The 12,870-nt window shown below is 71.0% G+C and carries 14 protein-coding genes; 7 read left to right on the forward strand and 7 right to left on the reverse strand.

Annotation, left to right across the window (positions count from 1 at the left end; all coding sequences use genetic code 11):
* The first annotated feature begins 92 nt into the window (after positions 1-92).
* A complete protein-coding gene (locus ABD256_RS05000; protein WP_344413908.1) occupies positions 93-887 on the forward strand; it encodes an SDR family oxidoreductase in 795 nt (264 codons plus the stop codon).
* Between the two features lie 26 nt (positions 888-913).
* On the forward strand, positions 914-1,822 hold the full coding sequence (locus tag ABD256_RS05005; protein ID WP_344414207.1) for an SDR family oxidoreductase: 909 nt from the start codon (positions 914-916) through the stop codon (positions 1,820-1,822).
* On the opposite strand, the gene ABD256_RS05010 is transcribed toward ABD256_RS05005, so the two are convergent.
* A complete protein-coding gene (locus tag ABD256_RS05010) occupies positions 1,810-2,199 on the reverse strand; it encodes a winged helix-turn-helix transcriptional regulator (protein ID WP_344413910.1) in 390 nt (129 codons plus the stop codon). The genes ABD256_RS05005 and ABD256_RS05010 overlap by 13 nt on opposite strands.
* A 93-nt stretch (positions 2,200-2,292) precedes the next feature.
* On the opposite strand from ABD256_RS05010, the gene ABD256_RS05015 reads away from it, so the two are divergent.
* Positions 2,293-2,667 (forward strand): VOC family protein, encoded by a 375-nt coding sequence (locus ABD256_RS05015; RefSeq protein WP_344413912.1) that lies wholly within the window; start codon positions 2,293-2,295, stop codon positions 2,665-2,667.
* A 39-nt stretch (positions 2,668-2,706) separates the two neighbouring features.
* A complete protein-coding gene (locus tag ABD256_RS05020; protein ID WP_344413914.1) occupies positions 2,707-3,192 on the forward strand; it encodes a pyridoxamine 5'-phosphate oxidase family protein in 486 nt (161 codons plus the stop codon).
* 13 nt (positions 3,193-3,205) lie between these two features.
* Here ABD256_RS05020 and ABD256_RS05025 read toward each other — a convergent pair whose 3' ends face one another.
* Complete coding sequence (locus tag ABD256_RS05025; protein ID WP_344413916.1) at positions 3,206-4,369, reverse strand: steroid 3-ketoacyl-CoA thiolase; 1,164 nt, start codon at positions 4,367-4,369, stop codon at positions 3,206-3,208.
* 278 nt (positions 4,370-4,647) lie between these two features.
* Here ABD256_RS05025 and ABD256_RS05030 point away from each other — a divergent pair, with 278 nt between their 5' ends.
* Positions 4,648-5,874, forward strand: coding sequence for a cytochrome P450 (locus ABD256_RS05030; RefSeq protein ID WP_344413919.1), 1,227 nt, complete (start codon positions 4,648-4,650; stop codon positions 5,872-5,874).
* A gap of 48 nt (positions 5,875-5,922) precedes the next feature.
* Here ABD256_RS05030 and ABD256_RS05035 read toward each other — a convergent pair whose 3' ends face one another.
* From ABD256_RS05035 to ABD256_RS05050, 4 genes are all read right to left on the reverse strand, one after another.
* Entirely contained in the window at positions 5,923-6,195 is a 273-nt protein-coding gene (locus ABD256_RS05035) for a hypothetical protein (RefSeq protein ID WP_344413921.1), read from the reverse strand.
* Positions 6,196-6,335: 140 nt separating this feature from the next.
* The gene (locus tag ABD256_RS05040) at positions 6,336-7,502 is read right to left on the reverse strand and encodes a thiolase domain-containing protein (RefSeq protein WP_344413923.1); all 1,167 of its coding nucleotides are present in this window, start codon (positions 7,500-7,502) and stop codon (positions 6,336-6,338) included.
* Positions 7,502-8,557: a thiolase domain-containing protein gene (locus tag ABD256_RS05045; RefSeq protein WP_344413925.1), complete on the reverse strand. Its 1,056-nt coding sequence runs from the start codon at positions 8,555-8,557 to the stop codon at positions 7,502-7,504. Before ABD256_RS05045 ends, ABD256_RS05040 begins: the two co-directional genes overlap by 1 nt.
* A 12-nt stretch (positions 8,558-8,569) precedes the next feature.
* Positions 8,570-9,553 carry a Zn-ribbon domain-containing OB-fold protein gene (locus ABD256_RS05050; protein WP_344413927.1) on the reverse strand — a complete coding sequence of 328 codons (984 nt, stop codon included), beginning with the start codon at positions 9,551-9,553 and terminating at the stop codon, positions 8,570-8,572.
* Positions 9,554-9,641: 88 nt separating this feature from the next.
* Between ABD256_RS05050 and ABD256_RS05055 the strand changes: the two genes are divergently transcribed.
* A complete protein-coding gene (locus ABD256_RS05055) occupies positions 9,642-11,216 on the forward strand; it encodes an acyl-CoA synthetase (protein ID WP_344413929.1) in 1,575 nt (524 codons plus the stop codon).
* Here ABD256_RS05055 and ABD256_RS05060 read toward each other — a convergent pair.
* Positions 11,213-11,821: a TetR/AcrR family transcriptional regulator gene (locus ABD256_RS05060; protein WP_344413931.1), complete on the reverse strand. Its 609-nt coding sequence runs from the start codon at positions 11,819-11,821 to the stop codon at positions 11,213-11,215. The genes ABD256_RS05055 and ABD256_RS05060 overlap by 4 nt on opposite strands.
* Before the next feature lie 37 nt (positions 11,822-11,858).
* On the opposite strand from ABD256_RS05060, the gene ABD256_RS05065 reads away from it, so the two are divergent.
* On the forward strand, positions 11,859-12,590 hold the full coding sequence (locus tag ABD256_RS05065; RefSeq protein ID WP_344413933.1) for a class I SAM-dependent methyltransferase: 732 nt from the start codon (positions 11,859-11,861) through the stop codon (positions 12,588-12,590).
* The last annotated feature ends 280 nt before the right edge of the window (positions 12,591-12,870 follow it).

A 12,870-nucleotide genomic window follows, 5' to 3' on the forward strand; every position in this document is an offset into this window, starting at 1 on the left:
CGGCACCCCTTCCGCTTCCAAACCTAGCACTTGCTTGGTACGTTAGCAGGGTGCCCGGCACCGGGTACAGGTTCGCGAGGAGGTGCGCGAGGGTGGCTCTCGATCTCCGGCTCGGCGGCTCGGTCGTGTTGGTCACCGGCGGAGTTCGCGGCGTCGGCGCCGGGATTGCGCGGGCGTTCCTCGCCGCCGGGGCGTCGGTCGTCGTCTGTGCGCGGAACGAACCGGAAGAACTCGTTGCGGTGGAAGGAAAATCCGCAGAGTTCCTGCCGTGCGACGTCCGGGAGCCCGACCAGGTGTCGAAGCTCGTCGACGAGGTGTCCGATCGCCACGGCAGGCTCGACGTGCTCGTGAACAACGCGGGCGGCGCGCCGTTCGCGGAGGCCGCGACCGCGTCGCCGCGGTTCCACGACCGGGTCGTCGCCCTCAACCTCCTGGCGCCGCTCACGCTCGCGCGCTACGCGAACTCCGTGATGCAGCGCCAGGATTCCGGCGGCGCGATCGTGAACGTGGGCAGTGTCAGCGGTGCGAGACCGTCACCGGGAACGGCGTCCTACGGCGCGGCGAAAGCGGGGCTGGTGAGCCTCACCGGCAGCCTCGCCGTCGAATGGGCGCCGAAGGTCCGCGTCAACGCACTCGAGGTCGGCATGGTGCGGACCGAGCTGGCCGAACTGCACTACGGCGACGAGGCCGGGGTCGCCGCGGTCGGCTCGACCGTCCCGCTGGGACGGCTGGCGGAACCGGACGAGATCGGCACGTGCGCGGTGTTCCTGGCTTCGCCGCTGGCTTCCTACGTCAGCGGCGCGACGATGGCGGTGCACGGCGGCGGCGAGGTGCCGGCGTTCCTGCGGGAGAGCACGGCGGTGTGGAAAGGGGGAGACGAGCGGTGACGACCGAAGGGAGGAAGCGCTCCATCATGCGGAACGGGATCGTGGACGGACGGGTTGTCGTGGTGACCGGCGCGGGCCGGGGCATCGGGCGGGCGCACGCGCTGGCGTTCGCACGCGAAGGCGCGCTGGTCGTGGTGAACGACATCGGCGCCGGGATCGACGGTGACGGCGGTTCCGGCGGTCCCGCCTCGGACGTGGCCGCCGAGATCGAGGCCGAGGGCGGGCGCGCGGTGGCGAACACCGACGACGTCGCCGACTGGGACGGCGCGGGCAGGCTCGTGCGGACCGCGCTCGACCACTTCGGGGGACTCGACGTGCTGGTGAACAACGCGGGTTTCCTGCGCGACCGGATGCTGGTCAACCTCAGCGAGGACGAATGGGACGCGGTGGTCCGCGTGCACCTCAAGGGGCACTTCGCGCCGATGCGGCACGCGGCCGCGTACTGGCGCGCCGAGCACAAGGCAGGCAGGCCGCGGGCGGCGCGCGTGGTCAACACGAGTTCCGGCGCCGGCCTGCTCGGCAGCATCGGGCAGGGGAACTATTCGGCGGCCAAGGCGGGGATCGCCGGGCTCACCCTGGTGGCGGCGGCCGAGTTCGCACGATACGGGGTGACGGTCAACGCCATCGCGCCCGCCGCGCGGACCAGGATGACCGAGGGCGCGTTCGCCGAGGACATGGCCGCACCGGAGAGCGGATTCGACGCGATGGCACCGGAAAACGTGTCACCGCTGGTGGTCTGGCTCGGCAGCGAGGAGTCCGCCGCGGTCACCGGCCGGGTGTTCGAAGTGGACGGTGGCAGGGTTTCGCTCGCCCAGGCATGGCGCCACGGGCCAGAGGTGGACAAGGGCGCTCGCTGGAGGCCGGGCGAACTCGGGCCGGTGGTGGCGGGGCTCATCGGCGAGGCGCCGTCCCCCGAACCCGTTTACGGTGCCTGACCGTCGAACCGGCGCCGCGCGGCTTCGATCGCGCGGAGGTGCTTGCGCGTCCACGCGCACATGCCGTTGACCGTCGCGCGCAGTTCCTGGCCCGGTTCGGTGAGGTAGTAGTCGACTCGGGGCGGCACCGTGGGGTACACGGTCCGGTGCACCAGCCCGTCGCGTTCGAGCCCGCGCAGCGTCTGGGTGAGCATCTTGTGGCTGATGCCGTCGACGGCGGCCCGCAGCTCGGTGAACCGCAGGGTGTCGTCGGCGAGCACGTTGATGATCAGCAGCGCCCACTTGGTGGCCACGCCCGAGAAGATCTCGCGGGCGAGCGAGTCGGCGCGCGTCACATCGCCGTCGTCGGCCGTGTGCCTGAGCTGCTCGGTTACCACGGGGTTCCTCTCTCACCGGGAAGTGCGTTCTTCCAGCCCGCAGCATAGTTCCTTACGGTTCCCGGGTAACTGGAAGAGAGCACGGGAGCACGGATGACCATCCTGAAGACCTACGCGCGGCTGTGGGCGGACGACCTCGACGGGGCACTGCCCCTCCTGCGCGACCTGACCGGGCAGGAGCCGCACCTGCGCCTGGCGTTCGAGGGCGTCGAACTGGGCGCCGTCGGCGACTTCCTCGTGATCGCGGGCCCGGCCGGGGAGCGCGCGAAGTACGCGCACGCGTCCGCGACCGTCCTCGTCGATGATCTCGACGCGGCCGAAGCGACCCTGGAAGCCGCCGGCGCGACGATCACGACGGCCAAGACCGCGGGACCGACGGGGCGTTTCCTCTACGCCCGCCACGCGGGCGGCGCGGAGGCGGAATACGTCGAGTGGACCCCCGAACTCGTCCGGCGCATCCTGGGCTGAGGACCCGGAACTGTCGGTGCCCGGTGGAAAACTGCGGGCATGGCGGTCACCTGGGAGAAGTTCGAAACAGCGGCGCCGGATCTGGCGCGCGCGGTGCGGGCGTGCTTCGCCGCGGCGGAGACGCACGTGCTGGCCACGCTGCGGCGTGACGGTTCGCCGCGGGTCAGCGGCACGGAGGTGGACTTCGTCGGAGCCGAGCTGGCACTGGGATCGATGCCCGGCGCGGTGAAGGCGAGGGATCTGCGGGGGGACGGCAGGTTCGCGGTGCACGCGAACCCGGGTGCGGAGCTGGGTGACGGGGACGTGAAAGTGGCCGGGGTCGCGGTCGAGGTCACCGACCCGGCGGAAGTGGCGCGGCTGCAAGGGAATTCGGACCCGTGCCACGTGTTCCTGCTGCGGATGACCGAGGCCGTGCACACCTCGGTGGCGGGCGAGACGATCGTGATCGACTCGTGGCGCGAAGGGCTGCCCCGGGTCCGGTTCGAACGGAAGAACACCGGGGAAGTGGTGCGCACGGAGAGCTGAGGAAGGGCTGGGATCACAGCCGTTCGAGGATGGTGCCGGTGGACAGCGCGCCACCGGCGCACATCGTGACGAGCGCGGTGCTCGCGTCGCGGCGTTCGAGTTCGTGCAGGGCGGTGGTGAGCAGGCGCGCTCCGGTGCTGCCCACCGGGTGCCCGAGCGCGATGGCGCCGCCGTTGACGTTGACCAGGTCCGGGTCGGGCTCGTGCACCCGGTGCCAGGACAGCACGACCGACGCGAACGCCTCGTTCACCTCGAACAGGTCGAGATCGCCCATCCGCAGGCCGCTGCGGGCGAGCACGCGCTCGGTGGCCTGCACCGGCCCGTCGAGGTGGTAGTAGGGCTCGGCGCCGACGAGCGCCTGCGCGACGATGCGCGCCCGCGGCCGCAGCCCGAGCTCGCGCGCCCGGTCGGAGTCCATCACGAGCACGGCGGCGGCGCCGTCGGAGATCTGCGAGGACGTGCCCGCCGTGTGCACGCCGCCTTCGAGCACCGGCTTCAGCCGGGCCAGGCCGTCCACCGTGGTCTCCCGCAGGCCCTGGTCCTTGGCCACCAGCCGGGTTTCGCCGGTCGGGGTGCCGTCTTCGGCGAGCACGGGTGCCTTCACCGGCGCCACTTCGCGCTCGAAGTGCCCGTCCGCCCACGCGGCGGCGGCCTTGCGCTGGGAGGCCACCCCGAACGCGTCGACGTCGGCACGGGTGATCCCGCGGCGTTCGGCGATCCGTTCGGCGGCGCCGTACTGGTTCGGCATGTCGATGGCCCAGGTGCCCGGCCGCGGGGCGCCCGCGCCGGTGCCGCGGTTCGCGCCGAGCGGGACCCTGCTCATCGCCTCGATCCCGCAGGCGATCCCGCAGTCGATCGCGCCGGCGGCGATCAGCCCCGCGACGAGATGGGTGGCCTGCTGGGCCGAGCCGCACTGCGCGTCGATCGTGGTGGCGCCGGTGCCTTCGGGCAGCCCGGCGTGCAGCCACGCGGTCCGGCTGATGTTGCCTGCCTGCTCGCCCGCCTGCGTGACGCTGCCGCCGATCACCTGCTCGACCTCGGCCGGGTCGAGTGCCGCGCGGTCGAGGAGCGCGCGGTAGGCCGCGCCGAGGATCTCGGCGGCGTGCAGGCCGGAGAGCCAGCCGCCCCGCTTGCCGATCGGGGTGCGGACCGCCTCGACGATGACGGGATTGCCCACGCGCGTCTCCTTTTCTCCACGGTCGCCCGGTACGCCCTGTGACCCAAAACTAGAACATGTTTCTGTTTACTGCAAGGATCGCCGAGGTCAACCGCCATTCGGTGACCGTCCACTCGGGCGTGCCCTACCAGGAGTTTCCAGATCCTGATCGAGCAAGTAAACAGGTTTCACTGAAAGCCGTTTACTGAGTTAACGCCGTATGCTCTAATCAGGGGTAGAACGCGTTCCAGGCAGGACTCCACCGTTGTAAGCCCGCCAGAAGATCGCAGGAGGTGGCCGTGGCCACACCGCTCATCCCCGCCGGGTTCGACTTCACCGATCCCGATCTCTACGCCACCAGAATGCCGCTGGAGGAATTCGCCGCGCTGCGCCGGACCGCGCCGGTGTGGTGGAACCCCCAGCCGCACAACCTCGCCGGGTTCGGCGACGAGGGCTACTGGGTGGTCACCCGGCTCGAGGACGTGAAGGCGGTGTCCCGCGACAGCGAGCTGTTCTCCTCGCACGAGAAGACCGCGATCATCCGGTTCGACGAGTCGATGACCGAGGAAGGGCTCGACGCGAACCGCCTGGTGCTGCTCAACAAGGACGCGCCACAGCACACGAAGCTGCGCCGGATCGTCTCGAAGGGGTTCACGCCGAGGGCGATCGGCCGCCTCGAAGACGCGCTGCGCGACCGGGCGGCGCGCATCGTCTCGGAGGCGAAGAAGAAGGGGACGGGCGACTTCGTCACCGACGTCGCGTGCGAGCTGCCGCTGCAGGCGATCGCCGAGCTGCTCGGCATCCCGCAGGAAGACCGGATGAAGATCTTCGACTGGTCCAACCAGATGATCTCCTACGACGACCCCGAGTACGAGGTCGAGCCGGTTGCCGCGTCCGCCGAGCTGGTGGGCTACGCGTGGAACATGGCGGAGGAGCGCCGCAAGTGCCCGATGGACGACATCGTCACGAAGCTGGTGCAGGCCGACGTCGACGGTGAGTCGCTGGCCTCGGACGAGTTCGGGTTCTTCGTCATCCTGCTCGCCGTGGCAGGCAACGAAACCACGCGCAACGCGATCACGCACGGGATGAAGGCGTTCCTCGACCACCCCGACCAGTGGGAGCTCTACCGGCGCGAGCGGCCGAAGACCGCGCCGGACGAGATCGTCCGCTGGGCCACGCCGGTGGTCGCGTTCCAGCGCACCGCGACCGCGGACACCGAGCTCGGCGGGCAGCACATCCGCAAGGGCGACCGCGTCGGCATGTTCTACAGCTCCGCGAACTTCGACCCCGAGGTGTTCGACTCCCCGGAGCGGTTCGACATCATGCGCGCGGACAACCCGCACGTCGGGTTCGGCGGCACCGGCTCGCACTACTGCATCGGCGCGAACCTGGCCCGGCTGGAGATCGACCTGATGTTCAACGCGATCGCCGACGAGATGCCGGACATCGCCGAGGTGGCGCCGCCGGTGCGGCTGCGTTCGAGCTGGCTCAACGGGATCAAGCACTACCCGGTCCGCTACGAGTGACGGATGCGGGAACGCGGTGGCGGGTTTCCCCGCCACCGCGTTTTCGTGTCACGGCACGTAGACGACCAGCGTGAACCAGCCGGGGTAGTACCGGTTGTCGCAGGTGAAGTTCGTCCACTGGCCGCTGAGCACGCCCTGGTACCCGGCGGCCTGGCAGTCGCCGTAGAGCGTCCAGTTGCCCATGATGAGCCAGCTCCGCGCGGACGCGGCGGCCGAGCCGCTCGCGGGCGCGGCGGTGGCGGCGTCAGCGGTGGCCCCGACGCCGAGCATCGCGAGCGCGGCCGCTCCGGTGATGAGCGCGGATCGCAGCAGTGTGCGCATGGGTGGTTCCTTCCCCTCGGTTTCCACCGCTTCCTGGCGGCGGAATTCCGTTGTACCGCAGGGAATTCACCATTCCGAGCGGTACGGGGAAACCATTCCCGATGGGGCAGTGAAGGGGGAAACGATCACCGGCCGGATGATCACGAACCCGGTTTCGCGGACCCCACGACCCACATCGAGAAGTACTGCGAGCCGCCGCCGTAGGCGTGGCCGAGCGCGGTGCGCGCGCCGTCGACCTGGTAGTCGCCCGCGCGGCCCATGACCTGCTTGGCCGCCTCGGAGAAGCGGAGCATGCCCGACGCGCCGATCGGGTTCGACGACAGCACGCCGCCGGAGGGGTTCACCGGCATCCGGCCGCCGAGCGCGGTTTCCCCCGCCTCGGTCACCTTCCAGCCATCGCCCTCGGCGGCGAACCCGAGGTTTTCCAGCCACATCGGCTCGAACCAGGAGAACGGCACGTAGATCTCCGCGGTGTCCACTTCGGACAACGGGTCGGTGATCCCGGCCTCGGCCCACAGCGCCGCCGCCGCGTCGCGGCCAGCCTGCGGGTTCACCTGGTCGCGCCCGGCGAAGGTGGTCGGCTCGGTGCGCATCGCGGTGGCGTGCACCCACGCGGCGCCGCCGGGCACCGCGTCACCGGACCGCTCGTCGCCGAGGACCATCGCGCAGGCGCCGTCCGAGGACGGGCACGTTTCGTCGTAGCGGATCGGATCCCACAGCATCTGCGAAGCCCGCACCGATTCCACCGTGATGTCGGCCTGCCGAAGGTGCGCGAAGGGGTTGAGCGCGCCGTTGCGGCGGTCCTTGGCGGCGACGATCGCGCCGATGTGCTCCGGTGCCCCGGTCCGCCGGATGTAGGAGCGCACGTGCGGGGCGAAGTAGCCGCCCGCGCCGGCCCCGACCGGCATCTGGAACGGCGGCAGGATCGACAGCCCCCACATCGCGTTGGACTCCGACTGCTTTTCGAACGCCACGGTCAGCACCCTGCGGTGGATGCCGGCCTGCACGAGGCTCGTCGCGACCAGCGCGGTCGACCCGCCGACCGAGCCGGCGGTGTGCACGCGCAGCAGCGGCTTCCCGGTCGCGCCCAGCGCGTCGGCCAGGAAGAGCTCGGGCATCATCACGCCCTCGAACAGGTCCGGTGCCTTGCCGAGCACCACCGCGTCGATATCGGCCCAGCCGGTGCCCGCGTCGGCCATCGCCCGGTCGACCGCTTCGCGCACCAGGCCCGGCATGGACACGTCGGTCCGCTTCGCGCGGTGGTGGGTCTGACCGGTGCCGAGCACCGCGGCGAGCTGCTTGCCCATCAGTTCACGCCCTCCATGACGGCGACGAGGTTCTGCTGCAGGACGGGCCCGCTGGTGGCGTGCGCGAGCGCCTTGCGCGCGCTGCCGTCGTGGATGCGCCTCGCCGCCTCCCCGATCCGCGCCAGCCCGGCCGAGAACATCGGATTGCCGGCGAGCGCGCCGCCGGACGGGGTGATCCGCACGTCGTCGCCGAGCCCCAGTTCGGCGCGCAGGATGAGTTCCTGGTGGGAGAACGGCGTGTGCAGCTCGGCGACTTCGACACCGTCGAGGTCGAGCGCGCGCCCGGCGGCCCCTGCCGACGGCGAGCGCGTGAGATCACGCGCGCCGAGCACGGGGGAGTCGACCCGGTGCTCGATCCCGCGGATGATGGCGGGGCGGTCGACCAGATCGGCGGCGCGGCCGGCGGAGGCGAGCACGATCACCGCGGCGCCGTCGGTGACCGGTGCGATGTCGTGCGCCCGCAGCGGATCCGCGACGCAGGGCATGCCGAGCAGCTCGGCGGCGTCCACCGCGCGGGTGCGCTGCGCGTGCGGGTTGCTGGTCGCGTCGGTGAGGCTCCGTGCCGCGACCTCGGCGAGGTCCTTTTCGCTCCACCGCCCTGATTCGAGCCCGAGCCTGGCCTGCAACCCGGCGATGCTCACCGAGTCCGGCCACAGTGGAGCGACGACGTACGGGTCGAGCTGGAGGGAGAGCACCCGGCGCAGCTGACCCGCGGAGGACTTGCCGAACCCGTACACGAGCGCGGTGTCCACCTCGCCCATCCTGATCTTCAGCCACGCCTCGTACAGCGCCCACGCCGCGTCCATCTCCACGTGCGACTCGTGGATCGGGGGGAAGGCGCCGATCGCGTCCACCGCCGCGATGAACGAGAACGCGCGCCCGGCGAGGTAGTCCGACGAGCCGGAGCACCAGAAGCCGATATCCTTTTTGGACAGTCCGGTGGCCGCGAAGACCTCGGCGAAGATCGGCACGAGCATTTCCACGCCGTTCGTCGTCCCCGGTGTCTCGCGGACGTTCGGCGCCTGTGCGAACCCGGCTATCGCTACGTCTTCCATCCCGGTCCCCTTTCAGAGATGGTGGGCGAACGACTCGTACGGCGCGTCCGGCTCGCCGGTCGGCTCGAAGTGGTCGATGTTCTCCAGCGTGGTTCCCCATTCCTCGCGGGGCTTCCACGACGCGCGCACCCGCATCCCCATCCGCACCTCGTCGGCGGCGCAGCCGAGCACGAGGTGCAGGAACGCGATGTCGGCGCCGTCGAGCAGGACGTAGGCCGCGACGTAGGGCGGCTTGATCCGCTGGCCGAGGAAGGGCACGTTGACGATGCAGAACGTGGTGATGATCCCGGTGTCGGGCAGGTCCACCTCGTCCGTGGTCGGCACACCGTCGGTCGGGCACGATCCGCGCGGCGGGATGTAGACCTTCTCGCACGACGGGCAGCGCTGGCCGAGCATCCTGCCCTCGCCGAGTGCGCGCAGGTAACGACTTTCCCCTGGTGACACCGAATGCTGGTACTTCAGGTGCACGGGAGTGATCACAATGGACACCGGGTCGCCGTCCTCGCGCTTCGCGACCGGCGGGGGATCGGGGACGGCTCCGTCGGTCTTCTGGCCCATCGGGACGAAGCAGGCGATGTCCCTGATGTGGCCCACGGTTTCGGCCGCCCACCGGACCCGGACCCGCATGCCGGTGCGGACGTGCTCCGGCGCGCCCGCGTCCACGGCGTGCAGCATCGCGGTGTCCGCGCCGTCGAGCCGGACCAGTGCCCAGGCGAACGGGCGCGCCAGCGGCTGGCCGTCCAGCGGCTCGGCGACCCACGACCAGGACAGCACGGTGCCCTCGGTGCCCACTTCGACGAACTCGCTCAGCGGGGCCGCGGTCACCGGGTCGTACTCGACGGGTGGCACGTGCACCCTGCCGTCGGTGCCGCGCACACCGTGGATCCGGCGCTCGCGCAGGCCGTTGACGAAGGTGCCCAGCACCGGCCCCACCGAGCGGGTGTAGTCGAATCCCACGTTCAGCGGTGCGGAAAGGGGTTTGTCGGCGACAGTCACGAATGAAGTGAAACACGTTCTCGATATCTCGGCAAGCGTCTGCCTTGGACCCTTGTCTTGACGTGGAACGCGTTCTAGATTTGGGGGCATGTCGACTACCGTGAGCAGCGCTGGGGCCGAGACGATCGGCCTGTGGAACATCGCGGGGGAGTCCCCGGAGCGAGTCGCCGTGGTGACGCCGGACGGCACCGAGGTGAGCTACGGGGGCCTGGCCGCGAAGGCGAACGCCTACGCGCGCGGGCTGCGGGCGCTGGGCCTGGAAGCGGGCGACTCGATCGTCGTGCTGCAGCCCAACGGGGACGAACTCCTCGCCGCGTACTTCGCCGCGATCCAGTCCGGCCTGTACGTCGTGGTGGTCAACTGGCACCTCGTCGGACCGGAGGTCGCCTACATCCTCTCCGACAGCGGCGCGAAGGCGTTCCTCGCGCACGAGCGGTTCGCCGGCGTCGCCGTGGCCGCGGCGGAGGAAGCCGGGCTGCCCGCGAGCGCCCGGTTCGCCGTCGGGCGGGTCGAAGGCTTCCGGCGCATCGAGGAACTCGGCGCGGGGGAGGGTGACGGCAGGCCGGCCGAGCGGACCGCGGGGTCGCCGATGCTCTACACCTCGGGCACCACCGGCCGCCCGAAGGGCGTGCGCCGCCCGCTCACCGGCGCCGATCCCGACGAGGTGCCCGCCGCGTCGACCTGGTTCTTCGGGATCTTCGGGCTCGCGCCGGGTGACGATCACGTGCACCTGTGCGGGTCGCCGCTGTACCACACCGCGGTGCTCAACTTCGTCGCCATCTCGATCCAGCTCGGCCACCCCGCGGTGCTGATGGACCGGTGGGACGCCGAGGAGATGCTGCGGCTCATCCAGCGGTACCGCGTGACGCACAGCCACATGGTGCCGACCCAGTTCCGCCGCCTGCTCGCACTCCCGCCCGAGGTCCGCGACGCCTACGACGTCTCGTCGCTGCGGTCGATGATCCACGGCGCCGCACCGTGCCCGCTGGAGGTGAAGCGCCGGATGCTCGACTGGTGGGGCCCGGTCGTCACCGAGTACTACGCGGCGACCGAAGGCGGCGGCACCACGATCACCGGCGCGGAATGGCTCCGCAAACCGGGTTCGGTGGGCAGGCCGTGGCCCGGCTCGACGGTCAAGGTCCTCGACGACGAGGGGGCCGAGGCGCCCGCGGGCCAGATCGGCACCGTCTACCTGAAGATGGGCGGGTCCACGTTCGAGTACCACAAGGACCGCGCGAAGACGGAAAAGGCGCGCGTCGGCGACCTGTTCACCCTCGGCGACGTCGGGCACCTCGACGAGGACGGGTACCTGTTCCTGCACGACCGCAAGGCGGACCTGATCATCTCCGGCGGGGTGAACATCTACCCCGCCGAGATCGAGGGCGAACTGGTGATGCACCCGAAGGTCGCCGACGTCGCCGTGTTCGGGGTGCCCCACGACGACTGGGGCGAGGAGATCAAGGCCGTCGTGCAGCCCGCGCCGGACGCCGTCGCGGGAGCCGAGCTGACCGGGGAACTCCTCGAATACGCGAAGGGCAGGCTCGCCAAGTTCAAGCTGCCCAAGAGCATCGACTACGTCGACGAGCTGCCCCGCGACCCGAACGGCAAGCTGTACAAGCGAAAGCTGCGCGATCCCTACTGGGCGGGCCGCGCCGCGATCTAGCCGCGAGCGAGCTGTTCGATCGCGGCGAGGACGTGGCCGAGGCCGATGTCGAACTGTTCGTCGAAGGTGCGCGTGGCCTGGAACCGGTCGAGTGCGCTGATGAGCGGGAACTCCGCCGCGGGAGGCGGGCTCCAGTCCCGGCCGGATCGCGTCCCGGTGCGCGCCTCGTGCTCGACCACCGCGTAGCCGAGCAGGTACGAGCCCCAGGTGCGGCTCGCGTCGAGCAGGCGTTCGTCGCGCAGGCCGGCGGCGTGCAGCACCGCGTACTGGGCTTCCCGGTGGCGTAGCGCGGGTTTCCCGGTCAGCGGACGGGAAAGGAGCAGCGGGAAAACCTCGGGGTACCGGTTCAGCGCGGCGCGGCCCGCGTGGCTCAGCGCGCGGAAGTCCGCGCGCCAGTCGCCCGACGGCGGGGGAGGATCCTCGAACACGGCCTCGGCGAGCGCCTGCAGCAACTCGTCCTTGTTCCGGAAGTGGTGGTAGACGGCCATTCCTTCGACGCCCAGCTCGGCGCCGAGCCGCCGCATCGTCAGCCTGGCCAGCCCGTCCTCGGTCACCAGGCGCAGCGCCGCGCGCACGATGCCGTCCCTGCTCAGCTCACCCCGCATCTTTACATCGTAAAGCAGATGGCTTTACGATGTAAAGATGCGAGAGCGATACGGGATCGACGCGCCGGGTGTGTTCGCGACGTTCGGGGCGCTGGGAGTTGTGTGCACGGTCGCGGCGGTAGTGACCGCCGTGACCGCGAACGGTCCGGTGTGGACGGTCGTGGTGATCGTGCTGGCCGGGTGGGCCGCTGCCTCGTGGGTGCAGTTCGGCTGGGGCGTGCTGGGGAGCCTGATCGGCAAGCGGCGCGAGTGGCGGCGCCTGCTCGACGCGTTGCGGCTGAAGGGGACCGAGCGGGTGCTCGAAGTCGGTCCGGGAACCGGGCCCGTGCTCGTCGAAGTGGCGCGGCGGGTGCCGATGGGACGGGTGGTCGGCGCCGACGTCTGGCGCGCGAAGGACCAGGCGGGCAACTCGCGGGCGGCGCTGGGGGCGAACCTGGCCGCCGCCGGTGTCGAGGACCGGGTCGAGGTCGTCGACGGTGACGTGCGGGCTCTCCCGTTCCCGGACGGCGGGTTCGACATCGTGCTGGCGAGCCTCGTCGTGCACAACCTGCCCGCGGGGGAACGCGAAGGCGCCATCCGCGAGCTGCACCGCGTGCTCGCGCCAGGGGGCAGGCTGGTGATCCTCGACTTCCAGGGCACCGAGGCCTACGCGGGGGCGTTGCGGGAGGCCGGCGCCGAAGACGTGCGGCGCGGCGGGCGGCTGTGGAGCATGCATCCGCCGGCGCGCACCGTGACCGCGCTCAGGCACAACGGCGGCGGTCCGCTCTGACGTCGGTCGCGCCGACAGGTGTTGTAGTGGTCCCGGCGCAAAAGTGTTGTCCAGGTATGAGCCACGCAGCGGAACCCGTGGTGTCGCAACGGCGGTGTCGGGCGGGCCGGTGAGGCTGGATGCTTCTCTGGCGGCCTCGCGGTGGCAACGGTGCCACCGGCCGGGTGCACCGGAGGACGACCGGCCGCTTGCCTGCGGTTCCCGCGCGGAATCGGCCGCGCCCGGCGATCGCGACGCCGGGCGGAACCACCCCCACACGGGCCACGGCCCCACGCCGCCC

Origin of the sequence: Amycolatopsis minnesotensis (assembly GCF_039529815.1) — a bacterium.
Taxonomy (GTDB): Bacteria; Actinomycetota; Actinomycetes; order Mycobacteriales; family Pseudonocardiaceae; genus Amycolatopsis; species Amycolatopsis minnesotensis.

Bases quoted from the DNA above. Each gene is read 5' to 3' on its own strand.
- ABD256_RS05020 (WP_344413914.1), top strand. From the start codon at position 2,707: ATGGCGGTCACCTGGGAGAAGTTCGAAACAGCGGCGCCGGATCTGGCG.
- ABD256_RS05060 (WP_344413931.1), bottom strand. From the start codon at position 11,821: ATGCGGGGTGAGCTGAGCAGGGACGGCATCGTGCGCGCGGCGCTGCGC.
- ABD256_RS05055 (WP_344413929.1), top strand. From the start codon at position 9,642: ATGTCGACTACCGTGAGCAGCGCTGGGGCCGAGACGATCGGCCTGTGG.
- ABD256_RS05065 (WP_344413933.1), top strand. From the start codon at position 11,859: ATGCGAGAGCGATACGGGATCGACGCGCCGGGTGTGTTCGCGACGTTC.
- ABD256_RS05035 (WP_344413921.1), bottom strand. From the start codon at position 6,195: ATGCGCACACTGCTGCGATCCGCGCTCATCACCGGAGCGGCCGCGCTC.
- ABD256_RS05045 (WP_344413925.1), bottom strand. From the start codon at position 8,557: ATGGAAGACGTAGCGATAGCCGGGTTCGCACAGGCGCCGAACGTCCGC.
- ABD256_RS05005 (WP_344414207.1), top strand. From the start codon at position 914: ATGCGGAACGGGATCGTGGACGGACGGGTTGTCGTGGTGACCGGCGCG.
- ABD256_RS05040 (WP_344413923.1), bottom strand. From the start codon at position 7,502: ATGGGCAAGCAGCTCGCCGCGGTGCTCGGCACCGGTCAGACCCACCAC.
- ABD256_RS05015 (WP_344413912.1), top strand. From the start codon at position 2,293: ATGACCATCCTGAAGACCTACGCGCGGCTGTGGGCGGACGACCTCGAC.